This window comes from Kitasatospora sp. NPDC127060 (genome assembly GCF_042724935.1).
Lineage (GTDB): Bacteria > Actinomycetota > Actinomycetes > Streptomycetales > Streptomycetaceae > Kitasatospora.
Map to the genome: position 1 here is coordinate 52,610 of NZ_JBHXEG010000026.1, position 25,461 is coordinate 78,070.

28 protein-coding genes are annotated in these 25,461 nt (G+C 71.7%); 2 read left to right on the forward strand and 26 right to left on the reverse strand.

The features are described from left to right. The 5 genes from ACFWIS_RS16890 to tsaB all read right to left on the reverse strand — a co-directional run bounded on the left by ACFWIS_RS16890 (position 1) and on the right by tsaB (position 3,540). On the reverse strand, positions 1-912 hold the full coding sequence (locus ACFWIS_RS16890; protein ID WP_380523895.1) for a polysaccharide deacetylase family protein: 912 nt from the start codon (positions 910-912) through the stop codon (positions 1-3). Positions 913-991: 79 nt separating this feature from the next. Next, complete coding sequence (locus ACFWIS_RS16895) at positions 992-1,270, reverse strand: hypothetical protein (protein ID WP_380460922.1); 279 nt, start codon at positions 1,268-1,270, stop codon at positions 992-994. Continuing rightward, positions 1,267-2,370 carry a tRNA (adenosine(37)-N6)-threonylcarbamoyltransferase complex transferase subunit TsaD gene (gene tsaD, locus ACFWIS_RS16900; RefSeq protein ID WP_380460920.1) on the reverse strand — a complete coding sequence of 368 codons (1,104 nt, stop codon included), beginning with the start codon at positions 2,368-2,370 and terminating at the stop codon, positions 1,267-1,269. The genes ACFWIS_RS16895 and tsaD overlap by 4 nt, the downstream gene beginning before the upstream one ends. Then, entirely contained in the window at positions 2,363-2,842 is a 480-nt protein-coding gene (gene rimI, locus ACFWIS_RS16905; RefSeq protein WP_380460926.1) for a ribosomal protein S18-alanine N-acetyltransferase, read from the reverse strand. The genes tsaD and rimI overlap by 8 nt, the downstream gene beginning before the upstream one ends. A gap of 23 nt (positions 2,843-2,865) precedes the next feature. Further along, entirely contained in the window at positions 2,866-3,540 is a 675-nt protein-coding gene (gene tsaB, locus ACFWIS_RS16910; protein WP_380460918.1) for a tRNA (adenosine(37)-N6)-threonylcarbamoyltransferase complex dimerization subunit type 1 TsaB, read from the reverse strand. A gap of 157 nt (positions 3,541-3,697) precedes the next feature. Here tsaB and ACFWIS_RS16915 point away from each other — a divergent pair, with 157 nt between their 5' ends. After that, positions 3,698-4,264 (forward strand): hypothetical protein, encoded by a 567-nt coding sequence (locus ACFWIS_RS16915; protein WP_380460924.1) that lies wholly within the window; start codon positions 3,698-3,700, stop codon positions 4,262-4,264. A 33-nt stretch (positions 4,265-4,297) separates the two neighbouring features. Here ACFWIS_RS16915 and ACFWIS_RS16920 read toward each other — a convergent pair whose 3' ends face one another. From ACFWIS_RS16920 to glmS, 6 genes are all read right to left on the reverse strand, one after another. Next, positions 4,298-4,492: a hypothetical protein gene (locus ACFWIS_RS16920; RefSeq protein ID WP_380460916.1), complete on the reverse strand. Its 195-nt coding sequence runs from the start codon at positions 4,490-4,492 to the stop codon at positions 4,298-4,300. Positions 4,493-4,622: 130 nt separating this feature from the next. Beyond that, a complete protein-coding gene (gene tsaE / locus ACFWIS_RS16925) occupies positions 4,623-5,117 on the reverse strand; it encodes a tRNA (adenosine(37)-N6)-threonylcarbamoyltransferase complex ATPase subunit type 1 TsaE (RefSeq protein WP_380460914.1) in 495 nt (164 codons plus the stop codon). Positions 5,118-5,225: 108 nt separating this feature from the next. Next, on the reverse strand, positions 5,226-6,665 hold the full coding sequence (locus ACFWIS_RS16930; protein ID WP_380460912.1) for an alpha/beta fold hydrolase: 1,440 nt from the start codon (positions 6,663-6,665) through the stop codon (positions 5,226-5,228). Continuing rightward, positions 6,662-7,861 (reverse strand): alanine racemase, encoded by a 1,200-nt coding sequence (alr, locus tag ACFWIS_RS16935; RefSeq protein WP_380460910.1) that lies wholly within the window; start codon positions 7,859-7,861, stop codon positions 6,662-6,664. Before alr ends, ACFWIS_RS16930 begins: the two co-directional genes overlap by 4 nt. Before the next feature lie 186 nt (positions 7,862-8,047). Then, positions 8,048-9,523: an NAD(P)H-hydrate dehydratase gene (locus ACFWIS_RS16940; RefSeq protein WP_380460908.1), complete on the reverse strand. Its 1,476-nt coding sequence runs from the start codon at positions 9,521-9,523 to the stop codon at positions 8,048-8,050. Positions 9,524-9,757: 234 nt separating this feature from the next. Continuing rightward, positions 9,758-11,614 (reverse strand): glutamine--fructose-6-phosphate transaminase (isomerizing), encoded by a 1,857-nt coding sequence (glmS, locus tag ACFWIS_RS16945; RefSeq protein ID WP_380460906.1) that lies wholly within the window; start codon positions 11,612-11,614, stop codon positions 9,758-9,760. 99 nt (positions 11,615-11,713) lie between these two features. On the opposite strand from glmS, the gene coaA reads away from it, so the two are divergent. Next, positions 11,714-12,709, forward strand: a complete 996-nt coding sequence (coaA, locus tag ACFWIS_RS16950) for a type I pantothenate kinase (RefSeq protein ID WP_380460904.1) — start codon at positions 11,714-11,716, stop codon at positions 12,707-12,709. 91 nt (positions 12,710-12,800) lie between these two features. On the opposite strand, the gene glmM is transcribed toward coaA, so the two are convergent. The 15 genes from glmM to secY form a co-directional block, all read right to left on the reverse strand. Further along, positions 12,801-14,165: a phosphoglucosamine mutase gene (gene glmM / locus ACFWIS_RS16955; protein ID WP_380460902.1), complete on the reverse strand. Its 1,365-nt coding sequence runs from the start codon at positions 14,163-14,165 to the stop codon at positions 12,801-12,803. A gap of 162 nt (positions 14,166-14,327) precedes the next feature. Next, positions 14,328-14,837 (reverse strand): 30S ribosomal protein S9, encoded by a 510-nt coding sequence (rpsI, locus tag ACFWIS_RS16960; protein WP_350503556.1) that lies wholly within the window; start codon positions 14,835-14,837, stop codon positions 14,328-14,330. A 45-nt stretch (positions 14,838-14,882) separates the two neighbouring features. Then, positions 14,883-15,326: a 50S ribosomal protein L13 gene (gene rplM, locus ACFWIS_RS16965; protein WP_030055846.1), complete on the reverse strand. Its 444-nt coding sequence runs from the start codon at positions 15,324-15,326 to the stop codon at positions 14,883-14,885. A gap of 232 nt (positions 15,327-15,558) precedes the next feature. After that, entirely contained in the window at positions 15,559-17,217 is a 1,659-nt protein-coding gene (locus ACFWIS_RS16970) for an ABC-F family ATP-binding cassette domain-containing protein (RefSeq protein WP_380460900.1), read from the reverse strand. Between the two features lie 41 nt (positions 17,218-17,258). Beyond that, positions 17,259-18,170 (reverse strand): tRNA pseudouridine(38-40) synthase TruA, encoded by a 912-nt coding sequence (gene truA / locus ACFWIS_RS16975; protein WP_380460898.1) that lies wholly within the window; start codon positions 18,168-18,170, stop codon positions 17,259-17,261. Between the two features lie 80 nt (positions 18,171-18,250). Beyond that, positions 18,251-18,727, reverse strand: coding sequence for a 50S ribosomal protein L17 (gene rplQ, locus ACFWIS_RS16980; protein ID WP_380460896.1), 477 nt, complete (start codon positions 18,725-18,727; stop codon positions 18,251-18,253). 129 nt (positions 18,728-18,856) lie between these two features. Next, positions 18,857-19,879, reverse strand: a complete 1,023-nt coding sequence (locus ACFWIS_RS16985; RefSeq protein ID WP_030055844.1) for a DNA-directed RNA polymerase subunit alpha — start codon at positions 19,877-19,879, stop codon at positions 18,857-18,859. Between the two features lie 150 nt (positions 19,880-20,029). After that, the gene (gene rpsK, locus ACFWIS_RS16990; RefSeq protein WP_030232513.1) at positions 20,030-20,437 is read right to left on the reverse strand and encodes a 30S ribosomal protein S11; all 408 of its coding nucleotides are present in this window, start codon (positions 20,435-20,437) and stop codon (positions 20,030-20,032) included. A 72-nt stretch (positions 20,438-20,509) separates the two neighbouring features. Continuing rightward, positions 20,510-20,890: a 30S ribosomal protein S13 gene (rpsM, locus tag ACFWIS_RS16995; protein WP_316523629.1), complete on the reverse strand. Its 381-nt coding sequence runs from the start codon at positions 20,888-20,890 to the stop codon at positions 20,510-20,512. A 176-nt stretch (positions 20,891-21,066) separates the two neighbouring features. After that, a complete protein-coding gene (rpmJ, locus tag ACFWIS_RS17000) occupies positions 21,067-21,180 on the reverse strand; it encodes a 50S ribosomal protein L36 (protein ID WP_003956441.1) in 114 nt (37 codons plus the stop codon). Positions 21,181-21,213: 33 nt separating this feature from the next. Then, positions 21,214-21,435 carry a translation initiation factor IF-1 gene (gene infA, locus ACFWIS_RS17005; protein ID WP_003956442.1) on the reverse strand — a complete coding sequence of 74 codons (222 nt, stop codon included), beginning with the start codon at positions 21,433-21,435 and terminating at the stop codon, positions 21,214-21,216. A 194-nt stretch (positions 21,436-21,629) separates the two neighbouring features. After that, complete coding sequence (gene mscL, locus ACFWIS_RS17010; protein WP_380460894.1) at positions 21,630-22,055, reverse strand: large conductance mechanosensitive channel protein MscL; 426 nt, start codon at positions 22,053-22,055, stop codon at positions 21,630-21,632. Positions 22,056-22,204: 149 nt separating this feature from the next. Then, positions 22,205-23,044 carry a type I methionyl aminopeptidase gene (gene map / locus ACFWIS_RS17015; RefSeq protein WP_380460892.1) on the reverse strand — a complete coding sequence of 280 codons (840 nt, stop codon included), beginning with the start codon at positions 23,042-23,044 and terminating at the stop codon, positions 22,205-22,207. A 118-nt stretch (positions 23,045-23,162) separates the two neighbouring features. After that, on the reverse strand, positions 23,163-23,816 hold the full coding sequence (locus tag ACFWIS_RS17020) for an adenylate kinase (protein WP_380460890.1): 654 nt from the start codon (positions 23,814-23,816) through the stop codon (positions 23,163-23,165). After that, positions 23,816-25,126, reverse strand: a complete 1,311-nt coding sequence (gene secY / locus ACFWIS_RS17025; protein ID WP_380460888.1) for a preprotein translocase subunit SecY — start codon at positions 25,124-25,126, stop codon at positions 23,816-23,818. The genes ACFWIS_RS17020 and secY overlap by 1 nt, the downstream gene beginning before the upstream one ends. Between the last annotated feature and the right edge of the window lie 335 nt (positions 25,127-25,461).

The following is a 25,461-nucleotide window of genomic DNA, read 5'->3' on the forward strand; positions in this document are numbered from 1 at the left end:
CTACGAGGCCGGCGCCTGGACGTAGTCCTCCAGCCGGGCCACCGAGAAGCCCTGCTCCTGGATCCGGGCCAGCAGGTCCGCGAACATCTGGGTCATCGTGGCGCCCTTGAGCTCCTTGGGGCCGCGGAAGTGCGCCAGGATGATGTCGCCGGACTTCAGCTTCTTGTCCCCCGCCTGGTACTGCATGTCGTGGATCTGCATCGACTCGCGCCAGAGCACGATCGCCCGCGGTCCGCACTGCTGCACCGAGGAGTTGAGCGTCGGGGTGTTGGCGCCGTCGCCGAACGGCGGGCGGAACAGCAGCGGGGCGGTGCCGTACTGCTGGGTGAGCGCGGCCTGGTCCTCGCAGACCTCGGACTTCTGCTTGTCCGCCGACAGCTTGCTCATCACCGGGTGGGTGACGGTGTGGTTCTGGATGTGGTTGCCCAGCGCCTGGAGCGGCTTGAAGTAGCCGTAGTCGTTCTTGACGATGTCCTTGGTCAGGAACATCGAGATCGGCACCTTGAGGTCGGTCAGCATCTCGACGAACTTCGGGTCCTTCTCGGCGCCGTCGTCGATGGTGATGAAGACGACCTTGTCGGTGGTCTTCACATCGCTGAACACCGGCACGGTGCCGGTGCGTTCGAGCTTGATGGGCTTGTCGGCGGGCGGCGCGGGGGCCGGGGCCAGCGGCTTGAGGTTCCACTTCGCCCAGGCCGCGGCGTCGCCCTGGGCCGGGGCCGCGCCGGGCGTGGTGGCCGCGGCGGTCGGCGTGCCGCCGCCGGCGGGCCCGGCCGCCGACGACGCCGCCGTGCTCGCGGCCGGTGCGGCGGCACCGCCGCCCCCGTTGTCGCCGCACGCGGTGGCGAAGGCCAGCAGGGCCAGCGCCCCCGCCGCGTACGTCCTGGTCCTGCTCAGCCCGTCCCTGTTCACCGCAGCGCGCTCCCGGTCCCGTCCAGCCTTCTCTCAGCTATGCACGGTAGCGGCCGCGGCGGCGGTTCCCGTCCACGCCCTACTCGACGTGCTCGCTGATGAAGGACCAGCGGTGCACCGGGCGGCCGAGCAGCTCGGCCGGCGGGTCGGCGACGGCCCCGAACATGTCGGACTGGGGCGGCTCGCCGCTCCACCAGGTGATCAGCAGCACCCGCTCGCCGGGCGCGGAGAGCAGTTCGAGGCGTTCCAGCCCGGCCGTTCCGCGCAGTCCGGGCAGCGCGAACTCCCGTACCCAGGCGGCTAGTTCGGACCCTCGGCCATCCGTCGCCCGGGCCTCCCACATCGCGGCGACGGTCACGCGGCGCCGCCGCCGAGGGCCTGGTAGGCCTGGCCGTGGACGTCGCCGTGCCCGAGCGCCGCGGGGACGTGGACGTCCGTCACCGGCAGCGAGGAGTCGGCGGACAGGTCGAAGGCGGAGGGGGCGCGGTCGCGCCACACCATCTCGGAGCCCAGCGCCGCCACCATCGCGCCGTTGTCGGTGCACAGGCCCGGGCGGGGCACCCGCAGCCGGATGCCCGCCCGGTCGCAGCGCTGCTGGGCCATCTCGCGCAGCCGGGAGTTGGCCGCGACGCCGCCGCCGATCATCAGGTGGTCGACGCCGTTGTCCTTGCACGCCTTGACCGCCTTGCGGGTGAGCACGTCGGTGACCGCCTCCTGGAAGGAGGCCGCGACGTCGGCGATCGGCACCTCCTCGCCGGCCCGGCGCTTGGCCTCCACCCAGCGGGCGACGGCGGTCTTCAGGCCGGAGAAGGAGAAGTCGTACTCGGGGTCGTTCCTGCCGCTCAGGCCGCGCGGGAAGCTGATCGCCTTGGGGTCGCCCTCGCGGGCCGTCCGGTCGACGATCGGGCCGCCCGGGAAGCCCAGGCCCAGGACCCGGGCGACCTTGTCGAAGGCCTCGCCGGCCGCGTCGTCGATGGTCGCGCCGAGCGGGCGGACGTCCGTGGTGATGTCCTCGCTGAGCAGCAGCGAGGAGTGCCCGCCGGAGACCAGCAGAGCCATCGTCGGCGAGGGCAGCCGACCGTGCTCCAGCTGGTCGACGCAGATGTGCGAGGCGAGGTGGTTGACCCCGTACAGCGGCTTGTCCAGCGCCCAGGCGTACGCCTTCGCCGCGCTGACGCCGACCAGCAGCGCGCCGGCCAGGCCGGGACCGGCGGTGACGGCGATGCCGTCCAGGTCGCCGGCCTTGATCCCGGCGGTGTCCAGGGCGCGCTGGATCGTCGGGACCATCGCCTCCAGGTGGGCGCGGCTGGCGATCTCCGGGACGACGCCGCCGAAGCGGGCGTGGTCGTTGACGCTGGAGGCGACCGCGTCGGCCAGCAGGGTGGTGCCGCGCACGATGCCGACGCCGGTCTCGTCGCAGGAGGTCTCGATGCCGAGGACGAGCGGTTCGTCAGCCATGGGGGGTGTCCTTAGGGTCCTTCGGGTCAGTGCTCGGGTGTTCGAGGCGCATCACCAGCGCGTCGATGTTGGCGGGCTGGTAGTAGCCGCGCCGGATGCCCACCGGTTCGAAGCCGTGGCGCTCGTACAGCCGTTGGGCGCGCTGGTTGTCCACCCGGACCTCCAGCAGCAGGTCGGCGCAGCCGCGCCGGGCGGCCTCGTGGATCAGGTCGGTGAGCAGGGCGGTGCCGAGACCGGCGCCCTGGTGGCGGTCGTCGACGGCGATGGTCTGGACGTCGCCCTCGCCGGCGACGGTCATCAGACCGGCGTAGCCGACGATCGTGCCGTCCGCGGCGGCGGCGACCGAGTAGTGGCGGGTGCCGCCGGGGTGGGCCTCGGCGAGCTCGGACCAGAACATCCCGTGGGACCAGGCGTCCTCGGGGAACAGCCTGAGCTCCAGGTCCATCACCGGCCCGATGTCCCACCAGCGCATCGGGCGCAGGGTGGTGCCGTGGTTCACGCGGGGAGCACCGCCTTGCCCCCCAGGACGGTCTTGTAGCCGGCCGGGACCTGGGCGTCCGGGCGGCGCAGGTACAGCGGCACGTTCGGCAGCAGCTCGCGCCCGGCGGCCAGCTCGGCCGCGGCGAAGCCGGCCAGGGCACCGGCCGAGACGTGCGCGGGGCCGTGGGCGCCCGGGAAGGCGTCCGGGTAGAGCAGCGCGCCGGCGCCCACCGAGCGGGCCGCGGGCGTCAGCTCGGCCGGGCGGTCCACCCCCGGGCCCTCGGTGCGGTTGCCGTCGGCGTCGTACGAGGCCCAGTAGACCTCCTTGCGGCGCGCGTCGGTGGCCACCGTGAACGGCTCCCCGGTCAGGCCCTCGGCGCGGGCCTGGAAGGCGATCGCGTCCAGGGTGCAGACGCCGTGCACCGGCAGGCCCAGCGCGTGGCCGAGCGCGGCGGCGGTCACCAGACCGACCCGCAGGCCGGTGTACGGGCCGGGGCCGACGCCGACCGCGATGCCGGTGAGGCGGCTCTTGTCCACTCCGGCGGCCCGCAGGACCTGGTCGATCGCGGGCAGCAGCAGTTCGCCGTGGCGCCTGGCGTCGACCTGATGGGTCTCGGCGAGGACGCCCGTGCCGTCATGGACGGCGGCGGTGACGGCGGGGGTAGCGGTGTCGAACGCGAGCAGCAGCACGGGGTCAAGGTTAGACCGACGTTGGGCCGACCGGCTGATCGAGCTGGTGTCCCCCTCCGGAACACACGTACTGGGCGCTGCCGACCCGCCCTGGAGACCTGGCACGATTAGGGCCGTACGAACAGCGGACGGCGGCGGGAGCGGGCACGTGGCGAAGATGGGTCCTGGAGTGGTGGTCACGGGGTTGACCCTGGGGGCCCTGGCGGTGGTGAGCCTGCTGGCCTTCCAGGCCAACGGCGCGCAGGACCGCGCGGGCGGAGCCCGGCCGACCGTCGCCTCGACGTCCACCGGCCCGGCCGCCTCCGCGACGCCGAGCGCCTCCGCCACCCCGACCGTCCCGCCGCTGCCGGCGTCCTCGGGCAGCGGCACCCGGGTGGTCTACTCGGCCGGCAGCCACTTCGTCTGGCTGGTCGACCCGAAGAAGAACCCGCAGGTCACGGCCGCTTTCCCGGTCACCCCGGGCTCGGTCGAGCCCACCCCGGGCAGCTACTCGGTGTACAGCCGCAACCCGAGCGCCACCGGAACGGACGGCCGACAGATCGAGCACGTGGTGCGCTTCGCGCAGCAGAACGGCGTGGTGTTCGGCTTCAGCGCGGCACTGGACGGCGCGACCCCGACCGCCGACCCGAAGACCAAGACCGGCGGCATCCGCAGCGGCCGCGCCGAGGGACAGCTGCTCTGGGACTTCGCGCCGAACGGCGCCAAGGTGGTCGTGATCCCCTGATCCGGGCGCCCTCCGGGGCGGGCCCGACAGGCCCTAAGCGGCCCGGGGGGTACCGGCCCCGGTCTCCTCGGCCTGTCGGGGCCGCGGCTCGGGCGGGGTGGACACCGCCTCGGCGGCCGCGCAGGCGGCCAGCAGCGCCCGCATCGGCTCGCCCGGAGCGCAGTGGGCGGACTCTCCGGCCCCGGCGGTGCGCGCGGCGCGCTCCGGGGCGGGGGTGGTGCTCGACATGGCGCCTCCCTAGTTAGGCAGACCTAACCGCAGCACCCATCCCACCACGCCCGGCGCCCCGCCCGCAACACCTTGCCGACAGCCTGTCGGCAAGACGGTGGAACCCGATCGACCGGTGCGGGAGCACGGCTCAGGCCAGTGCGGCCAGCTCCACGCCCGCCCAGCGCCCGCCGATGCCGGTCAGCAGCACCCGACGCGGGTCGTGGTCCTCACCGGCGGTGTCACCGATCGCCCGCTCGATCCGCACCTCCAGCCGGTCCTCGGACAGCCGCTCGACCTTGCCCTCGCCCCACTCGACCACCACCACCGACTCCGGCAGCGAGACGTCCAGGTCGAGGTCCTCCATCTCGTCGAGGTCACCGCCCAGCCGGTACGCGTCCACGTGCACCAGCGCCGGGCCGCCGACCAGCGAGGGGTGCACCCGGGCGATCACGAAGGTCGGAGAGGTCACCGCCCCGCGGACCTGCAGCCCCTCCCCCAGGCCCCGGGTCAGCGTGGTCTTCCCCGCCCCCAGCTCGCCGGAGAGCAGCACCAGGTCCCCCGGCCGCAGCAGCGCGGCCAGCTCCCGGCCGAGCCGGCCCATCCGTTCCGGGGTGGGGACGGTCAGAGTGGCGTGCGAGCCCATGCGCGTGTCTTGCCCTTCGGTCCGTAGCGGCGCACCGACCACCGGCCGCCACCGCTACCGTGCCACATCGCCGCACCCGTCGTGGCGCGCGGTCCGGCTCGACGGGGATCAGGCCGGGTCGACGGCCGCTTCCCCGGACGCCCCGGTTGCCCCGGACGGCCCGGCGGACTCGGTCGGCTCTGCGGGTTCGGCCGGCTCGGTCGGCTCGGCGGAATCGGCGGCGAGCTCCAGGACGGCCGGCGGCAGCGGCGCCGCCCCGGCGAAGTCCGCGGCCCGGCGCACCAGCAGCGCCAGCTCGTGGTCGACCAGCTCCGGGCGCTCCAGCAGCACCAGGTGCCCCGCCCCCTCGACCAGGACCAGCTCGGCGCCCGGCAGCCGCTCCGCCATCGTCTCGCTGTGCGCCGACGGCGTCAGCAGGTCCTTCGTCCCGGCCAGCACCAGGGCCGGCAGGCCGCGCAGGGCGGCCAGCGCCTCGTACTTCTCGTGCGCGCCGAACACCGGGTAGAACTCGGCGACCACGTCGATCGGGGTGGCGTCCAGCAACTGTTCGGCGAACCGCACCACACCGGGGTCGACGTCCCGGCTCCCGAAGGAGAACCGCCGGTAGAACACGGCGGCGACGTCCGAGCCGATCCGCCGGCTCGCCTCCACCAGCTCGACCTGACGGCCGAGCAGCTTCACCACGCCCGGCGCGACCCGCTTGAACAGCTTGGCCCCGGCCCTCGGCAGACCGAGGCTCACATCGTTCCAGTCGCCGGCCAGGGTGCCGACCAGCGCGACCCCGGCGACCCGCTCCCGGAACAGCTCCGGGTGCTGGTCGGCCAGCGCCATCACCGTCATGCCGCCCATCGAATGGCCCACCAGCACCAGCGGCCCGGTCGGCGCGACGGCGTCGATCACCGCCTTGAGGTCGCCGCCGAGCTGGTCGATGCCGGCCGGCTCGCCCGCCAGGTACGAGCGGGAGCGCTCGGAGCGGCCGTGACTGCGCTGGTCCCAGAAGACCAGCCGCATGCCCTCGCGCAGCGCCGCCCGCTGGAAGTGCCAGCTGTCCTGGTTGAGGCAGTAACCGTGGCTGAACACCACGGTCAGCGGCTCGGGGCCGGTACTCGCCCGCTCGCCTCCGGAACGCTCTGACCCGGTGCCGACGGTCGTCGCTCCGACGCCCGCGTTCCTCAGGCCTCCTCGCTCCTCCCTTTCGGCACCGGCGCGTCCCTTCGGCTCGGGGCGGTCGCCGTCACGGTCGCCGTCCGGCTCGTCCCAGCCGGTGCCGTCCAGCTCGACGTACAGCCCGGTGCCGTCCGGCGCGGCCACCGTCAGCGGGCGCCCGCGCAGCGAGCCGTACGGGGCGGTCGCCTCCAGCTCGGCCCGGGCCCGGCGGCGCATCGCCCGTCCGACCGTCAGCCGCTCGATCGCGACGCCCGCGGCCGCGCCGGCCGCCAGCACACCGACCGAGATCCCGATCACGCCGGCCCGGCTCACCCCGGTGGCCACGTCGGCCGCCTTGGCCACCGCCGCGACCGGGTTGCTGTCGGCCGGCGTGTCGGTCATGCCGCGTGGCCCCCGTCGTGGCTGCCGCCCAGGTAGCGGCGGGGCACCCGGGCGCCGATCCGGGTGATGATCTCGTACGAGATGGTGCCGCAGGCGCGGGCCCAGTCCTCGGCGGTGGGCTCGCCGCGCTCGCCGGGGCCGAACAGCAGCACCTCGTCGCCGGTCTCGGGGGTGTCGCCGCCCAGGTCCACCACGAACTGGTCCATCGCCACCCGGCCGGCCACCGTGCGCCACTTGCCGCCGATCTGCACCGGGCCGGTGCCGCTGGCGTGGCGCGGGACGCCGTCGCCGTAGCCGACCGGGACCAGGCCCAGGGTGGTCGGACCGGGCGTCACGTAGTGGTGGCCGTAGCTGACCCCGTGTCCGCCGGGGACGTGCTTGACCAGCGCCAACCGGGCCGACAGCGACATCACCGGGCGCAGCCCGAAGTCGGCCGGCGAGCCCACCTCGGGCACCGGCGACAGCCCGTACGCGGCCAGGCCGGTGCGGACCAGGTCGAAGTGCGCCTCCGGCAGCAGCAGGGTGGCCGGGGAGTTCGCGAGGTGCCGCACCTCGGGCCGCAGCCCGGCGGCCTCGGCGTGCGCCAGTGCGGCGCGGTAGGAGTCCAACTGGGCCCGGATCGACGGGTGGCCGGGCTCGTCGGCGGCGGCGAAGTGCGACCAGACGCCGACCGCCCGCAGCAGCCCCTCCGCCTCGGCGCGCCGCACCTCGGCCACCAGCTGCGGCCAGTCGTGCGGCTGGCAGCCGTTGCGGCCGAGGCCGGTGTCGGCCTTCAGGTGCACGCGCGCCGGGATGCCGGTCTCCCGAACGGCCGTCAGCAGCTCGTCCAGCGCCCACCGGCCGCTGATCGAGATGTCCAGGTCCGCGCGCAGCGCCTCGCGCCACGGCCCGCCGGGCGTCCACAGCCAGCACAGGATGCGGGCCTGCTCGGGGCGGATGCCCGCGGCCCGCAGCGCCAACGCCTCGTCCGGCGTCGCGCAGCCCAGCCAGCCGACTCCGTTCGCGACCGCCTCGCGGGCGCACTCGACCGCGCCGTGGCCATAGGCGTCCGCCTTGACCGCGAGCATCACCGCCGCGCTCCCGACGCGCTCCCGCAGGGACGCGAGGTTGCCGCGCAGGGCGGCGAGATCGATGGTCGCCTCGGCCCGTACGCCGTCGTTGAGGGTGGCCGTGCCGGTCGTGTTCGCAGTTGTCATCAGGGTCAGTCTCCCAGACGTCCCGGAGTCCTCGCCGAACGGCCCATCGGCGCGACGGTCGGTGCCGCGGCCCCCCGCACCCCGCCGACCTGCGGCGAACGGCCCGTCCGCCCAGCTGAGGACGCCGTGAACGGACCTTTCGGTTCCGCCCCGGGGCGGGGCGGCCGGGCCGTCGGCCGGTGCCGGCTACGGCTCCCGGACCGCCCGCCAGACCGCAGGCAGCGCCCCGGCCACCGCGAGCGCCGTCACCGGCGCGCCCGGGTCGCCGGCCGCCTCCCGGCCCGCCAGGCCGTGCAGGTAGGCGGCCACCGAGGCGGCGTCCAGCGGGGACAGGCCGGCCGCCAGCAGCGAACCGGCCAGCCCGGCCAGCACGTCCCCGCTGCCCGCGGTGGCGAGCCAGGAGGTGCCGGTGGGGTTCACCCGGACAGCCCCGCCCGGGTCGGCGACCACGGTGGTGGAGCCCTTCAGCAGCACCGTGGCCCGGTAGGCGGCGGCCAGCCGACGGGCGGTGGCCAGCCGGGCGGCGGCCAGCCCGTCGGCGGCGGGCGGGGCGGTGCCCTCGGCGCCGGCCAGCAGTCGGGCGGCCTCGCCGGTGTGCGGGGTGAGCAGGGTGGGCGCGGTCCGGCCGGCCAGCGCCTCCGGGCCGAGTCGGCCCAGCTCGGTCAGCCCGTCCGCGTCCACCAGCACCGGGACGTCGCTCGCCAGCGCCTCGGCCAGCGTCTGCCGCGCCCCCTCGCCACCGCCCGGGCCGACCACCCAGGCCTGCACCCGGCCGGCCCCGGCCGGGCCGCCCTCGGTGACCAGCGCCTCAGGGAAGCGCCGCACCACCTCCTCGGCCGCCGTGCCGACGTACCGGACGGCGCCCGCACCGCCCCGCAACGCCCCGGCGACCGCCAGCAGCGCCGCCCCCGGGTAGGTGGCCGAACCGGCCGCCACTCCGACCACGCCGCGCCGGTACTTGTCGCTCTCCGCGCCCGGCAGCGGCAGCAGCGCCGCCACGTCCGCGTGCTGCAGGGCCGTCACCTCCGGCCGCGGCGGCTCCAGCCCGATGTCCACCAGTTGCACGGCGCCCGCGTAGGAGGCCCCCGGGTCGATCAGCAGCCCGGGCTTGTACGTGCCGAAGCAGACCGTGACGTCCGCGCGCAACGCCTCGCCGGGCACCTCGCCGCTGTCCGCCTCCACCCCGCTGGGCAGGTCCACCGCCACCACCACCCCGCGCCGCCCGGCCCGGGCGTACGGCACGGCCTCGGGGCGCAGCCCGCCCCGGCCGCCGATGCCGACGATGCCGTCCAGCACCAGGTCCGCGCACGAGAAGTCGGCCAGACCGACTTCCTCCTCCGCCGTCACCCGCCCTCCGGCCGCCCGCAGCGCGGCCAGCCCGCCCCGGTGCGCCTTCTCCGGCGCGAGCAGCACCGCCGTCACCCGCGCCCCGCGCCGCGCCAACGCCGCCCCGGCGTACAGCGCGTCACCCCCGTTGTCCCCGCTGCCCGCCAGCACCGTCACCCGGCTGCCGTACACCCGCCCCCGACGCCGGCCCAGCAACCGCGCACAGGTCGCCGCCAGCCCGGCGGCCGCCCGCTGCATCAGCGTGCCCTCCGGCAGCCGCGCCATCAGCTCGGCCTCGGCGGCCCGGACGGTTTCCACAGGGTGTGCATGACGCATGGGGAGAACTCCTTCAGCAGTCGGCTACCGCCGACGCTAGCCCGCTTCCCCGCCCCGGGGGAGCCGGGCCCGCGGCACACTTCCGAGTCCGCGGGCGAGGACCGCACCACCCGCACCCGGGTCGGGTCCGGCACGTCGACCGACCTGCCCGCGCCGTTCCCGTCCACGCACGACACGGCGCCCCCGCGGTAGGACGCAGCCACCGCGGGGGCGCCGTTGCCGACGAGCGCGGGACTACTCGACGGTGACCGACTTCGCCAGGTTGCGCGGCTGGTCGACCTCGTGGCCCTTGGCCGTGGCCAGCTCGCAGGCGAAGACCTGGAGCGGGACGGTGGAGACCAACGGCTGGAGCAGGGTCGGGGTGACCGGGATGCGGATCAGGTGGTCCGCGTACGGCACGACGGCCTCGTCGCCCTCCTCCGCGATCACGATGGTGCGGGCGCCGCGGGCCCGGATCTCCTGGATGTTGGAGACGATCTTGTCGTGCAGGATCGACCGCCCGCGCGGCGAGGGCACGACCACCACGACCGGCAGCCCCTCCTCGATCAGCGCGATCGGGCCGTGCTTGAGCTCGCCCGCCGCGAAGCCCTCGGCGTGCATGTAGGCGAGCTCCTTGAGCTTGAGCGCGCCCTCCAGGGCCACCGGGAAGCCGACGTGGCGGCCGAGGAACAGCACCGAGCGGGCGTCGGCCAGCGAGCGGGCCAGCTCGCGCACCGGCTCCATGGTCTCCAGCACCTGCTCGACCTGCTTCGGCGCGTCGCCGAGCTCGCGGATGATGGTGAAGATCTCGTCGCCCCACTTGGTGCCGCGCACCTGGCCCAGGTAGAGGGCGACCAGGTAGCAGGCGACCAGCTGGGTGAGGAACGCCTTGGTGGACGCGACGGCGACCTCCGGCCCGGCGTGGGTGTACAGCACCGCGTCCGACTCGCGCGGGATGGTCGAGCCGTTGGTGTTGCAGATCGCCAGCACCTTGGCGCCCTGCTCGCGGGCGTGCCGCAGCGCCATCAGGGTGTCCATGGTCTCGCCGGACTGCGAGATGGCGATGACCAGCGTGCCGGGGCCCATGATCGGGTCGCGGTAGCGGAACTCCGAGGCGACCTCGACCTCGCAGGGGATGCGGGTCCAGTGCTCGATCGCGTACTTGGCGATCATGCCCGCGTGGAACGCGGTGCCACAGGCGACGATGACGACCTTGTCGACCGAGCGCAGGTCCGCGTCGGAGATGCGCAGCTCGTCGAGGGTCAGCCGGCCGTCGGTGCCGATCCGGCCGAGGAGGGTGTCGGCGACGGCCTTCGGCTGCTCGGCGATCTCCTTGAGCATGAAGTAGTCGTAGCCGCCCTTCTCGGCGGCGGAGGCGTCCCAATCGACGTGGTACTCGCGCACGTCGGCCGGGGTGCCGTCGAAGTTGGTGACGGTCACGCCCTCCCGGCGCAGCTCGACGACCTGGTCCTGGCCCAGCTCGATCGCCTCGCGGGTGTGCGCGATGAACGCGGCGACGTCCGAGGCGAGGAAGTTCTCGCCCTCGCCGCGGCCCACCACGAGCGGCGAGTTGCGGCGGGCGCCGACCACCACGTCCGGCGCGTCCGCGTGGACGGCGACCAGGGTGAAGGCGCCGTCCAGTCGGCCGCAGACCACTCGCATGGCCTCGGCCAGGTCACCCTGGTACGCCTCGCCGAGCAGGTGGGCGACGACCTCGGTGTCGGTCTCGGACCGGAGGGTGTGGCCGCGCTCGGCGATCTCGGCGCGCAGCTGGGCGAAGTTCTCGATGATGCCGTTGTGGACGACGGCCACCCGGCCGTCGTCGTCCAGGTGGGGGTGGGCGTTGGCGTCCGTCGGGCCGCCGTGGGTGGCCCAGCGGGTGTGGCCGATGCCGGTGGTGCCGCCGGGCAGAGGGGACTCGGCGAGCGACTTCTCCAGGTTGCCGAGCTTGCCGGCCCGCTTGTCCGTGACGAGACTCCACTGCCCCTGGGAGTCCTGCGCCTGCACCGCGACACCGGCCGAGTCATAGCCCCGGTACTCCAGTCGCTGCAGGCCCGCGATTACTACGTCGAGGGCGGACTGCGCGCCCACGTATCCAACAATTCCGCACATGCGTGCCAGCATAAGGGCCGTTCTGTGGCCCTTTTCCCGCCCCGCGCGAACGCTGCGTGACCGACACCACAACCACGGTGAACGGCGCTACGGCTCACAATGGAGCACGTGCTGACCGAACTCTGTACGCGGGGAGCTGCCTCGCCCGGCTCGTCCCCGTCCCCCTATGTGGACCTCAGCCGGGCCGAGTGGAGTGCGCTGCGCGAGCGTACGCCACTGCCGCTGACCGCCGAGGAGGTGGAGCAGCTGCGCGGCCTCGGCACAGCCCTCGACCTCGACGAGGTGCGTGACGTCTACCTGCCCCTGTCCCGACTGCTGAACCTGTACATCCACGCCACGCACGACCTGCGCGGCGCGCTGGGCACCTTCCTGGACACCCCGGACACCGAGCGCACCCGCACGCCATTCATCATCGGCGTGGCCGGCTCGGTGGCCGTCGGCAAGTCCACCACCGCCCGCCTGCTCCAGGCCCTGCTGGCCCGCTGGCCCGAGCACCCCCGGGTCGAGCTGGTCACCACCGACGGCTTCCTGCTGCCCAACGCCGAGCTGCGCCGCCGGGGTCTGATGGCCCGCAAGGGCTTCCCGGAGTCCTACGACCGTCGGGCGCTGATGCGCTTCGTGGCGGACGTGAAGGCGGGCAAGGACCGGGTCACCGCACCGGTGTACTCCCACCTGGTGTACGACATCGTGCCGGACGTGCGACTGACGGTGGAGCGCCCGGACATCCTGATCGTCGAGGGGCTGAACGTGCTCCAGCCGGCCCTGCCCGGCACCGACGGCCGCACCCGCCTCGCGGTGGCCGACTACTTCGACTTCTCGATCTACGTCGACGCCCGCACCGACGACATCGAGCACTGGTACCTGGACCGCTTCCGCAAGCTGCGGCAGACGGCCTTCCAGGACCCGAACTCGTACTTCCGCCGCTTCACCGAGGTGCCGGAGGAGGAGGCGATGGAGTACGGCCGGCAGGTCTGGCGCACCATCAACAAGCCCAACCTGCTGGAGAACGTGCTGCCCACCCGCGGCCGGGCCACCCTGGTCCTGCAGAAGGGCCCGGACCACAAGGTCCGCCGGGCACTGCTGCGCAAGCTCTGACCGGGCGACGGACACACGGCGAAGGCATCCCGCGAAGGACACGCCACGAAGGGCCCCCGCACCGGGCGGGGGCCCTTCGCCGTACGGGGCCTCAGCCCAGGTGGGTGCGCACCGCCTCGGCCAGCCGCTGCGCGACCGCCTCGGCCTGCGCCGGGTCGGCGGCCTCGACCATGACCCGGACCAGCGGCTCGGTGCCGGAGGGGCGCAGCAGCACCCGGCCGGTGGCGCCCAGCGCGGTCTCGGCCTCGGTGACGGCGGCGGCCAGCTCGGTGCTGGTCCGCACCCGGCTCTTGTCGACGCCCTTGACGTTGATCAGCACCTGCGGCAGACGGGTCATCACGGCGGCCAGGTCGGCCAGCGGCTGCTTGGTGGCGGCCAGTCGGGCGCCCAGCATCAGACCGGTCAGGGTGCCGTCGCCGGTGGTGGCGTGGTCCAGCAGGATGACGTGGCCGGACTGCTCGCCGCCCAGCGCGAAGCCGTGCTCCTTCATCGCCTCCAGCACGTAGCGGTCGCCGACGGCGGTCTCCACCAGGTCGATGCCCTCGCGCTCCATCGCCAGCTTGAAGCCGAGGTTGGACATCACGGTGGCGACCGCGGTGTTGCGGCGCAGGGTGCCGGCCTCCTTCATGGCGACGGCGAGGATGGCGATGATCTGGTCGCCGTCCACCTCGTTGCCCTCGGCGTCGGCGGCCAGGCAGCGGTCGGCGTCGCCGTCCAGGGCGATGCCGAGGTCGGCCCGGTACTCCTTCATCGCGTCGCGCAGCCGGTCCAGGTGGGTGGAGCCGACGCCGTCGTTGATGTTGAGGCCGGTGGGCTCGGCGCCCAGGGTGTGGACGACCTCGGCGCCGGCCCGGGCGAAGGCCTCGGGGGCGACGTACGCGGCCGCGCCGTGGGCACCGTCGATGACGACCTTGATCCCGTCCAGGCGGTTGGGCAGCACGCCGATCAGGTGGGCGACGTACTTGTCGAAGCCCTCGGTGTACTCGCGGACCCGGCCGACCGCCGCGCCGGTCGGGCGGTTCCAGTCCTCGCCGGCGACGGTGTGCTTGCGGTAGTGGGACTCGATCGCGTCCTCGATCCGGTCGTCCAGCTTGTGGCCGCCGCGGGCGAGGAACTTGATGCCGTTGTCCGGCATGGCGTTGTGGCTGGCGGACAGCATCACGCCGAAGTCGGCGCCGAGCGCGCCGGTGAGGTACGCCACGGCGGGGGTGGGGAGGACACCAACCCGGAGCACGTCGACGCCGGAGCTCGCCAGGCCCGCGATGACCGCGGCCTCCAGGAACTCGCCCGAGGCGCGGGGGTCACGGCCGACGACCGCGACCGGCCGGTGCCCCTCGAAGGCGCCGGCCTCGCCGAGCACGTGGGACGCCGCGACCGACAGGCCGAGCGCCAGCTCCGCCGTCAGGCCCTCGTTGGCCACACCGCGTACGCCGTCCGTACCGAAGAGTCGTCCCACTGTCCCGTCCTCCATCACCATGCTCGGAACCCACCGATGATCCCGGCCGCCGCACGTTAGCCGGGGAACACGTCGCCCCGGAGTACACGAGGTACTCCGGGGCGACGGTTTGCGCAACCAGGGGGTGCACCGCCAGGGCGGGCCGCACCCCCGGGGACGCGATTAGCGCTTGCTGTACTGCGGCGCCTTGCGGGCCTTCTTCAGACCGGCCTTCTTGCGCTCGACGGCGCGGGCGTCACGCATCAGGAAGCCGGCCTTCTTGAGGGCGGCGCGGTTGTTGTCCACGTCGGCCTCGTTCAGGGCACGGGCGACGCCGAGGCGCAGCGCGTAGGCCTGGCCGGAGACGCCGCCACCGCTGATGCGGGCGACGACGTCGTAACGGCCGTCCAGCTCGAGGAGCTTGAAGGGCTCGTTCACGGTCTGCTGGTGCACCTTGTTCGGGAAGTAACCCTCGAGGGTGCGACCGTTGATCTTCCACTGGCCGGTGCCGGGGACGATGCGCACGCGGGCGATCGCCTCCTTGCGACGGCCGAGGCCGGCGCCCGGGGTGGCCTCGCCGAAGCGGCCGGCCAGGGACTCGGAGGTGTAGCTCTCCTCGGAGGTGTACTCGCCCTCGACGGCCTCAACGGCCTCGTCGAAGTCGACCTCAAGGGTTTCAGTGGTCTCGGCCACGATGATCCTCAGCTCTTTTCAGTGTTGGGGGGCTTGGTGGCCGAATTACTGCGCGACCTGGGTGATCTCGAACGGCACCGGCTGCTGGGCAGCGTGGGGGTGCTGGTCGCCCGAGTAGACCTTCAGCTTGGAGAGCATCTGGCGGCCCAGGCTGTTCTTGGGGATCATGCCCTTGATGGCCTTCTCGACGGCCTTCTCGGGGTTGTTCGCCAGCAGGTCGTCGTAGCGCACCGAGCGCAGACCGCCCGGGAAGCCCGAGTGGCGGTAGGCCAGCTTCTGGGTCTTCTTGTTACCGGACAGGTGCACCTTGTCGGCGTTGATGATGATGACGAAGTCACCAGTGTCAACGTGCGGCGCGTAGATCGCCTTGTGCTTGCCCCGGAGGAGGTTGGCGGCCTGGGAGGCCAGGCGGCCGAGCACGACGTCGGTCGCGTCGATGACGTGCCACTGACGCTGGACGTCGCCGGGCTTGGGGCTGTACGTACGCACGGTCGTAGCCTTCGCTTTTCAGTGAGTGAGTCCTGACAGGAGCACCCGGACGGATGAGCAGCCTGGCCACCCTTGGACGCAATTCAAGGGGGACCGCTGGTCGTCGACCTGATGTCTCCGGCGTACCGACCTCTCACGTGAGATAGAGCGAGCCAATACGCACATCAAGCGTCCAGGTTACCGGGCGGGCGGGAAGGGGTCAAAAAACCCCTGGCGCCCACCCCGCCGTCACTCAGCGTTCGCGCTCGACCCGGGTGACGTCCCAGACCGGTTCGGCCGATTCGAAGACCCGGCCGTCCGCCCCGAACACCAGGAAGCGGTCGAAGGTCTTGGCGAACCAGCGGTCGTGGGTCACGCACAGCACCGTGCCGTCGAAGGCCTCCAGCCCCGCCTGCAGCGCCTCGGCGCTCTCCAGGTCCAGGTTGTCGGTCGGCTCGTCCAGCAACAGCGCCGTCACACCGGAGAGTTCGAGCTTGAGGATCATCAGCCGGGCCTGCTGCCCGCCGGACAGCGACTCGAACTTCTGCTCCTCCTGGCGGTCCAGCTCGTACCGTCGCAGCGCGCCCATCGCGGCGCCGCGGCTGAGCGCGTGCTCCTCCTCGATGATCGAGCGGACGGTACGGCCGAACAGCTCCGGGTGGGCGTGGGTCTGCCGGAAGTGGCCGGGCACGACCCGGGCGCCGAGCTTCCAGTCGCCGGTGTGGGCCACGCTGCCGTCTCCCGCGAGCAGCCGCAGCAGGTGCGACTTGCCGGCCCCGTTGGCGCCCAGCACCGCGACCCGCTCGCCGTAGAAGACCTCCAGGTCGAAGGGCTGCATCAGGCCGGTGAGCTCCAGCCGCTCCATGGTGAAGGCCCGTACCCCGGTGCGCCCGCCCTTGAGCCGCATGGAGATGCTCTGCTCGCGCGGCGGCGCCTCCGGCGGGCCGGCGTCCTCGAACTTCTTCAGCCGGGTCTGGGCGGCCGCGTAGCGGGAGGCCATCTCGTGGCTGACGGCGGCGGCCTGACGCAGGTTGACCACCAGCTTCTTGAGCTTGGCGTGCTCCTCGTCCCAGCGGCGGCGCAGCTCCTCGAAGCGCTCGAATCGGGCCTTGCGGGCCTCGTGGAAGGTGTCGAAGCCGCCGCCGTGCACCCAGACGCTGCTGCCGGCACCACCGGACTCGACACTGATGATCTTGTCCGCGGTGCGGGAGAGCAGCTCGCGGTCGTGCGAGATGAACAGGACGGTCTTCGAGGTGGCCTTGATGGCCTCCTCCAGCCAGCGCTTGGCGGGGACGTCCAGGTAGTTGTCCGGCTCGTCGAGCAGCAGCACCTCGTCGGGGCCGCGCAGCAGCGCCTCCAGCACCAGCCGCTTCTGCTCGCCGCCGGAGAGGGTGTTCAGGCCCCGCCACTGGGCCTTGTCGAAGGGCATCCCGAGGGCCGCCATGGTGCAGACGTCCCAGTCGGTCTCGTAGTCGTAGCCGCCGACGTCCGCCCAGTCGGAGAGCGCCTGGGCGTAGGCCATCTGCGTCTTCTCGTCGTCCTGGGCGATCATCGCCAGCTCGGCGGCGTCCACCGCGCGGGCGGCCTTGGCGATCCGCTCCGGGGCGACCGAGACCAGCAGGTCGCGCACCGACGCGTCGGCGGGCAGGGCACCCGGGGTGGCGCTCTGGTCCTCGCGGCCGGTGGTGCCGACGAACTGGCGCATCACGCCGAGCCCGCCGCTGATCGTCACTGTGCCGCCGTGCGGCTGGATGTCCCCCGCGATCATGCGTAGCAGGGTGGTCTTGCCGGCCCCGTTGGCGCCCACCAAGGCCACCGCGGCGCCCTCACCGACCCGGAAGGACGCGTCGTCGAACAGCACCCGCCCGTCCGGCAGGTAGTACTCCAGGTGCGAAATCTCGACGTGTCCCATGGGAGCGATTGTCCCAAGCGGACGCCCCGGGCCAAAACGGATTACGAGGCGGCGGGCTGCCCGGGCAGCGTGCGCATCCGCCTGGCCTGCCGGTTCCGCTCGGCGAGCTGGTCGTCCGGCGGGTAGCCGACCTCCTCCAGGGTGAGCCCGTAGGGGCGGATCACGTTGACGGCCGAGTTGCGGACCCCGCCGGCCAGCACCTCGCCGGGGAACTCCACCGGCCGGTGCCCGTCGCCGACCAGCAGCATCGCGCCGACCAGCGCCCGGACCATGTTGTGGCAGAAGGCGTCGGCCCGGACGGTGGCCACCGCCAGGGTGCCCTCCTGGCTCGCGTAGGCGTCCACCGGGACGCGGTCCCAGTGCAGCTCCAGCAGGGTGCGGATGGTGGTGGCGCCCTCGCGCTTCTTGCAGTACGCGGCGAAGTCGTGCTCGCCGAGCAGCAGCTTCGCGGCCTCGTTCATCCGGTCCACGTCCAGCGGCCGGTCGTGCCAGAGCACGTGTCCGCGCAGCAGCGGGTCGACCCCGCCGGGGTGGTCGGCGACCCGGTACGCGTACCGGCGCCAGATCGCCGAGAAGCGGGCGTCGAACCCGGCCGGCGCCTCGCCGACCCGGTAGATCCGGACGTCCCCGGGCAGCCGCCCGGCCAGCCGGCGGAGCAGCTTCTCCCGGTGCGCCTCCCACAGCTCGGCCGGCAGGTCGACGTGGGCGACCTGGCCGCGGGCGTGGACGCCGGCGTCGGTGCGGCCGGCCACGGTCAGCGGGAAGAGCTCCCCGCTGCGGGTGACGACCTGCAGCGCGCTCTCGATCTCCTCCTGGACCGTCCGGCGGCCGCCCTTCTGGCGGGCCCAGCCGGAGAACTCGGCGCCCTGGTAGGCGAGGTCGAGCCGGACCCGGACGTACCCGTCGGCCGGGCCGTCCTTCACCGGCGGCTGCTCGGCACAATCGTTGACCACTGCTGTTCCTCTCCCGGGACGAGAAAACGGGCCCGCTCCCCCATCGCTGGGGAAGCGGGCCCGCAACACACCTAGCGGTGTCAGGCCTGCTCGGCGGCCTCGGCCTCGTCGGCCTTGGGGGCCTCGACCTTGGCGTCGGCCTCCTTGACGGCACGCTTGGTGGCGGCCTCGGCCTCGCCGACGGCGGTCTGCGCGACGGTCAGCGCCTCGACCAGCTCGATCACGGCCATCGGGGCGTTGTCGCCACGACGGGGACCGATCTTGGTGATACGGGTGTAACCACCCGGGCGGTTCTCGTAGCGCGGCGCGATCTCGGTGAAGAGGGTGTGCAGCACGGCGATGTCCGTGATGGTCTTGCGCACCAGGCGACGGTTGTGGATGTCGCCCTTCTTCGCCTTGGTGATGAGCTTCTCCGCCAGCGGGCGCATCCGACGGGCCTTGGCCTCGGTCGTGGTGATGCGGCCGTACTGGAACAGCTCCCGGCACAGACCGGCGAGCAGCAGCGGCTCGTGGTGCGGGCCGCCGCCGAGGCGGGCACCCTTGGTGGGACGCGGCATGGAATTACTCCTTGGATCTCCGACTGCGGCCGTACCAGGTACCGCAGCGGGCGTACGGGCACTGTGCCCGCACGGCTTTCATGACGACGGGGACGGTCCTCGGAAGAACCGCCCCCGCGGCCAAATCTCTTAGTACTGCTCGGTCTCCGCGTAACCCGCGTCGTCCAGGTCGTCGGCGCCGAAGGCGTCGGCGGCGGCGGTCGGGTCGAACCCGGGCGGGCTGTCCTTGAGGGCCAGGCCCATGCCGGCCAGCTTCGCCTTGACCTCGTCGATCGACTTCGCACCAAAGTTGCGGATGTCGAGCAGGTCGGCCTCGGAGCGGGCGACGAGCTCACCCACCGTGTGGATGCCCTCGCGCTTGAGGCAGTTGTAGGAGCGGACCGTGAGCTCCAGCTCCTCGATCGGCAGCGCCAGGTCGGCGGCCAGGGCGGCGTCCGTCGGGGACGGGCCCATGTCGATGCCCTCGGCGTCGATGTTCAGCTCGCGGGCGAGACCGAACAGCTCCACCAGGGTCTTGCCGGCCGAGGCCATGGCGTCGCGCGGACGCATGGCGGGCTTGGTCTCGACGTCGACGATCAGCTTGTCGAAGTCGGTCCGCTGCTCGACACGGGTGGCCTCGACCTTGTAGGTGACCTTCAGCACGGGGCTGTAGATCGAGTCGACCGGGATGCGGCCGATCTCCTGGCCGGAGGCCTTGTTCTGGACGGCGGAGACGTAGCCGCGACCGCGCTCGACGGTCAGCTCCATCTCCAGCTTGCCCTTGCCGTTCAGGGTGGCGAGGACCAGCTCGGGGTTGTGCACCTCGACGCCCGCCGGCGGGGCGATGTCGGCGGCGGTCACGACGCCCGGGCCCTGCTTGCGCAGGTACATCACGACCGGCTCGTCGTGCTCCGAGGAGACGACCAGCTGCTTGATGTTGAGGATGAGGTCGGTCACGTCCTCCTTGACGCCCGGCACGGTGGTGAACTCGTGCAGGACGCCGTCGATGCGGATGCTGGTGACAGCGGCACCCGGGATCGACGACAGGAGCGTGCGGCGCAGGGAGTTGCCGAGGGTGTAGCCGAAGCCCGGCTCCAGCGGCTCGATCACGAACCGGGAGCGGAACTCGTCGACGACCTCTTCGGTCAGCGAGGGACGCTGAGCGATAAGCATGGGGTTTCGATCCTCCAGTCTTCGGCGCCCACTATTTGACGCCGAACGGACGGCCATGAGGCGATGGCCTCATGCCAAGCGTACGGGGTCCCGCGGAAAACGGGACCCCGTACGAGGTTTAAAGCAGACTGCGAGCCCGAAGGCGCTGCGTCAGACGCGGCGGCGCTTCGGCGGACGGCAGCCGTTGTGCGGGGTGGGGGTGACGTCCTGGATCGAGCCGACCTCCAGGCCGGTGGCCTGGAGCGAACGGATCGCGGTCTCGCGGCCGGAGCCCGGACCCTTCACGAAGACGTCGACCTTGCGCATGCCGTGCTCCTGCGCGCGACGGGCAGCGGCCTCGGCGGCCATCTGCGCGGCGAACGGGGTGGACTTGCGCGAGCCCTTGAAGCCGACGTGGCCGGCGGAGGCCCAGGAGATCACGTTGCCCGCGGGGTCGGTGATCGAAACGATGGTGTTGTTGAACGTGCTCTTGATGTGCGCGTGGCCGTGAGCGACGTTCTTCTTTTCCTTGCGGCGGATCTTCTTCGCGCCGGCAGCCTGACGACCCTTGGGGGGCATAAGTCTGTTCTCCTACTGAGGTGGTCGGTCCGCTGACCCGCGGGCCGGAGGGATGTCCGGTTACGGGACGGACTACTTCTTGCCCGGCTTCTTCTTACCGGCGATCGCGCGACGCGGGCCCTTGCGGGTACGCGCGTTGGTGTGGGTGCGCTGGCCGCGGACCGGCAGGCCACGGCGGTGACGCAGACCCTCGTAGCAGCCGATCTCGACCTTGCGGCGGATGTCGGCGGCCACCTCACGGCGGAGGTCACCCTCGACCGTGTAGTTGGCGTCGATGTACTGGCTCAGCTTGACCAGGTCGTCCTCGGTGATGTCGCGAACGCGGACATCCGGGTTGACGCCGGTCTCGGCGAGGGTCTGCTGGGCGCGGGTACGGCCGATGCCGTACACGTACGTAAGGGCGATCTCGATCCGCTTCTCACGGGGGAGATCAACGCCGGCGAGGCGTGCCATTCAAGGCTCCTGTGGTTCTTCAGAGGTCTGACGAGCCACCTACTCCGACACCTCACGGTGAGGGAGCCCCGGCCTCTGACCGGGGGCGGCAGTCCGTCCCTTCCGGGACGGATCGGGTGACCCGCGTATGACGTTTTCGCGTCGCGCGAAGTACTACGAGAAATGCGGGAGGGAGATCAGCCCTGGCGCTGCTTGTGGCGCAGGTTGTCGCAGATCACCATGACCCGGCCGTGACGGCGGATCACCTTGCACTTGTCGCAGATCTTCTTGACGCTCGGCTTGACCTTCATGTTTCAGGTTCTCCGGGTCTAGATCTGACGTTCTTACTTGTAGCGGTAGACGATCCGGCCGCGCGTGAGGTCGTAGGGGCTGAGCTCCACGACCACCCGGTCGTCCGGCAGGATGCGGATGTAGTGCATGCGCATCTTGCCACTGATGTGCGCGAGGACCTTGTGACCGTTCTGCAGCTCGACCTTGAACATCGCGTTCGGAAGAGACTCGATCACGGTGCCCTCGATCTCAATGGCGCCTTGCTTCTTAGCCATGAACTGCGAGATCCACCTTCCGGGACCGGCTACCGTATGCGGAACGCTCGTGCGAACCTGGGTTCACCCCGTCCCCGGAGGGATGAGGGCGCGCTGAAGCACGCTACGAGTGAGCCGACGGTCCATCCTACGCCAGCGCGTCCCGCGGTCCAAAACGGGGGTACCGGAAGGAGTCCACCGTCACACCGGTCGCGTCAGACCCCGGTGGGGACGGTCAGCGGCTCGACGTGGGCGGTGCAGGCCGAGCAGCGGCGGGCGGCCTCCGGGATCTCGGTCAGGCACTCGGGGCAGGGCCGCTTGGGGGCCTTCGGCTTCTTCGGCAGGTACCGCTCGGTGGCCTTGGTGATCGGCAGCACGACGCAGAAGTACAGCACCGCGGCGGTCATGAAGAAGGCGATCAGCACGTTCAGGAACTGGCCGTACGGGAACTTCACCCCGCCTATCTCCGCCTTGTACGAGCTGAAGTCGCCGGCCGCACCGACCACCACGCCCACCAGCGGGGTGAGGAAGGCGGAGACGAAGCCGGTCACCACCGCGGTGAACGCGGCACCGATGACCACACCGACCGCCATGTCGATGACGTTGCCGCGCATCATGAAGTCGCGGAATCCCTTGAGCACGTGCTCTCTCCTGCTCGCTCGTAAGCCGACTGCCACTGCCAGCCGTTAAAAATAGGACAAAAGCCCTGGAGGTCCAAACCTCCAGGGCTCTGATCCCTCGTCAGGGCGGCGGTCGGCCACCGCGGCGACTAGGGCGTGTCTGACAATCCCTACGCCAGCGGGTCCGGAGCCGCGGTGATGCCCAGCTTGGCCAGCTCGGCCTTGCCGCCGTCGAAGGCGGTCAGCACCAGCGGGCCCTGCTCGGTGACGGCCACCGAGTGCTCCCAGTGCGAGGCCCAGGTGCCGTCGTTGGTGACGACCGTCCACTCGTCGTCCAGCACCGCGGTGTGCGGGGTGCCCAGCGAGACCATCGGCTCGATCGCCAGCACGGTGCCGGGGACGAGCTTCGGGCCCTTGCCGCGGCCGCGCTCGACGTAGTTCAGCACGTGCGGCTCCATGTGCATCGCGGTGCCGATGCCGTGGCCGCCGTAGCCCTCGGTGATGCCCCACTTGCCCTTGGGCGGCAGCGGCTGGCGGCGGATGAAGCCCTCGATCGCCTTGGAGACGTCCACCAGGCGGTTGTTCTTCTTCATCTGGGCGATGCCGGCCCACATCGAGCCCTCGGTCACCCGGCTGAGCATCTCGACCTCGGGGCGGACCTCGCCGACCGCGACGGTGATCGCCGAGTCGCCGTGCCAGCCGTCCAGGATGGCACCGCAGTCGATCGAGATGATGTCGCCCTCCTGCAGCACCCGCTCGCCGGGGATGCCGTGCACGACCTCGTTGTTCACCGAGGCGCAGATGACGCCCGGGAACCACAGCCCGCCGTGGTGGGCGCGGAAGTTCGAGGTGGCGCCGTGGTCGGTGATGACCTTGTCGGCGATGTCGTTGAGCTCCTGGGTGGTCACCCCGGGAGCGACCGCCTCGCGGCAGGCCTTGAGCGCCTCGGCGACGACCAGCCCGGCCGCCCGCATCTTCGCGATCTGCTCGGGGGTCTTGATCTCCACCATCAGGTCACGCCTTCCAAGTCCGGATTACCACTGCCTACCACCGTACGACGTCGAAAACGGCCGGGCCGCCCGCTCCACGGGCGACCCGGCCGTTCCACGCGTACCTCGCCGAGCGAACTCAGCCGTTCTGCTTCAGCGCCTCGATCGCGCGCTGGGTGACCTCGTCCACCTTGCCGAGGGCCGAGATGGTCGCCACCAGGCCCTGCTGGACGTAGTAGTCGATGATCGGCTCGGTCTCCGTGTGGTAGACCTCCAGGCGCGTGCGCACCTTCTCCTCGGTGTCGTCCGAGCGCTGGTACAGCTCGCCGCCGCACTCGTCGCAGACGCCGTCGACCTTCGGCGGGTTGTAGTCCACGTGGAACACGTGGCCCCCGTCGTTGCGGCACAGGCGGCGGCCGGCGATCCGGCGAACGACCTCGTCCTCGGGGACCTCCAGGTCCAGCACGCCGTCCAGCTCGATGCCCTGCTCGGCGAGGAACTCGTCGAGCGCCTTGGCCTGCCCCAGGTTGCGGGGGAAGCCGTCGAGCAGGAAGCCGTTGGCCGCGTCGGCCTGAAGCATGCGGTCCTTGGCCATCCCGATGGTGACCTCATCCGGCACCAGGCGACCCGCGTCCATGTAGCTCTTGGCCTCGAGCCCCAGCGGGGTGCCCTGACCGATGTTGGCGCGGAACAGGTCGCCGGTGGAGATGTGGGGGATGGACAGGGTCTTGGCGAGCAGGTGCGCCTGAGTACCCTTCCCGGCCCCGGGAGGACCAACGAGGACGATACGCATCAGCGGAGGAACCCTTCGTAATTGCGCTGCTGGAGCTGGCTCTCGATCTGCTTCACAGTTTCGAGTCCGACGCCGACGACGATGAGCACGCTGGTGCCGCCGAACGGGAAGTTGGTCTGCTGTCCGAAGGCGACCAGGGCGATCATCGGGATCAACGCGATCAGGCCCAGGTAGAGCGAACCCGGCCACGTGATACGGGTCAGCACGTAGTTCAGGTACTCGGCCGTCGGTCGGCCGGCCCGGATGCCCGGGATGAAGCCACCATACTTCTTCATATTGTCGGCAACTTCTTCGGGGTTGAAGGAGATGGCGACGTAGAAGAAGGCGAAGAACACGATCAGCAGGAAGTAGGTGGCCATGTAGATCGGGTGGTCACCCTTGACGAAGTTCTGCTTGATCCAGACCGCCCAGCCCGCCTGGCTGTTGGTCAGCTGGACCACCAGGGCCGGGATGTACAGCAGCGACGAGGCGAAGATGACCGGGATGACACCGGCCTGGTTCACCTTGAGCGGGATGTAGGTCGAAGTGCCGCCGAACGCCCGGCGGCCGATCATGCGCTTCGCGTACTGGACCGGGATCCGGCGCTGGGCCTGCTCCACGAAGATGACCAGCATCACAACGATGACGCCGACGGCCACCACGGAGAGGAACTCGACCCAGCCGCCGCCGATGGTGCCGGACTGCTTGATGGCCCACATCGAGGACGGGAACTGCGCGGCGATCGAGGTGAAGATCAGCAGCGACATGCCGTTGCCGATGCCGCGGTCGGTGATCAGCTCACCGAGCCACATGATGACCGTGGTGCCGGCCGTCATCGTGATGACCATGACCGCGATCCGGAACACCGAGGTGTCCGGAACGATCTGGTTGGCGTACACGCAGCCCGAGAACAGCGCACCGCTGGAGGCCGTCGCGACGATGCCGGTGCCCTGGAGCACGGCGAGCGCGATGGTCAGGTAGCGGGTGTACTGGGTGATCTTCGCCTGCCCGGCCTGGCCCTCCTTCTTCAGCGCCTCCAGTCGCGGGATCACGACGGTGAGGAGCTGGAGGATGATGCTCGCCGTGATGTACGGCATGATGCCGAGCGCGAAGATCGTCAACTGGAGCAGTGCGCCACCGCTGAACAGGTTGACGAGCCCGAAGAGGCCGTTGTTCTTGGTCTCCTTCACGCACTCGTTCACGGCCGTGAAGCTCACGCCCGGGATCGGAATGTGCGAGCCCAGGCGGAACAGCACCATGATGCCCAGCGTGAACAGCAGCTTCTTGCGCAGGTCGGGCGTCTGGAACGCCCGCGCGAACGCACTGAGCACGGTGCCTCCTGCGCCTCCCGCGCGTCGTCGGCGGGAGGGTCGGTCCTGAATGGGGAGTTTGCGGTACGGGCTCCCGTACAGACGGCACAGGCGAGCCTACGCGCAGCCTACAAGGGAACTCCACGGACTCTAACAGTGCGCGGCCGCTCGAAAGAAGCGCGTACCGTCCCTCCCCCACTCACGGGGGTACGGGATGCCCGGTTTTGCCACACAAAAGAACGAGCGCCGGTACCGCCGGATTTCGGCTCCGGGTGAAAGTCGCGGTAAAAGCACGAGCCCCGCACCTCCCGGAGGAGGTGCGGGGCTCGAAGCCGATGGTCGGCGGGTTCAGCGGG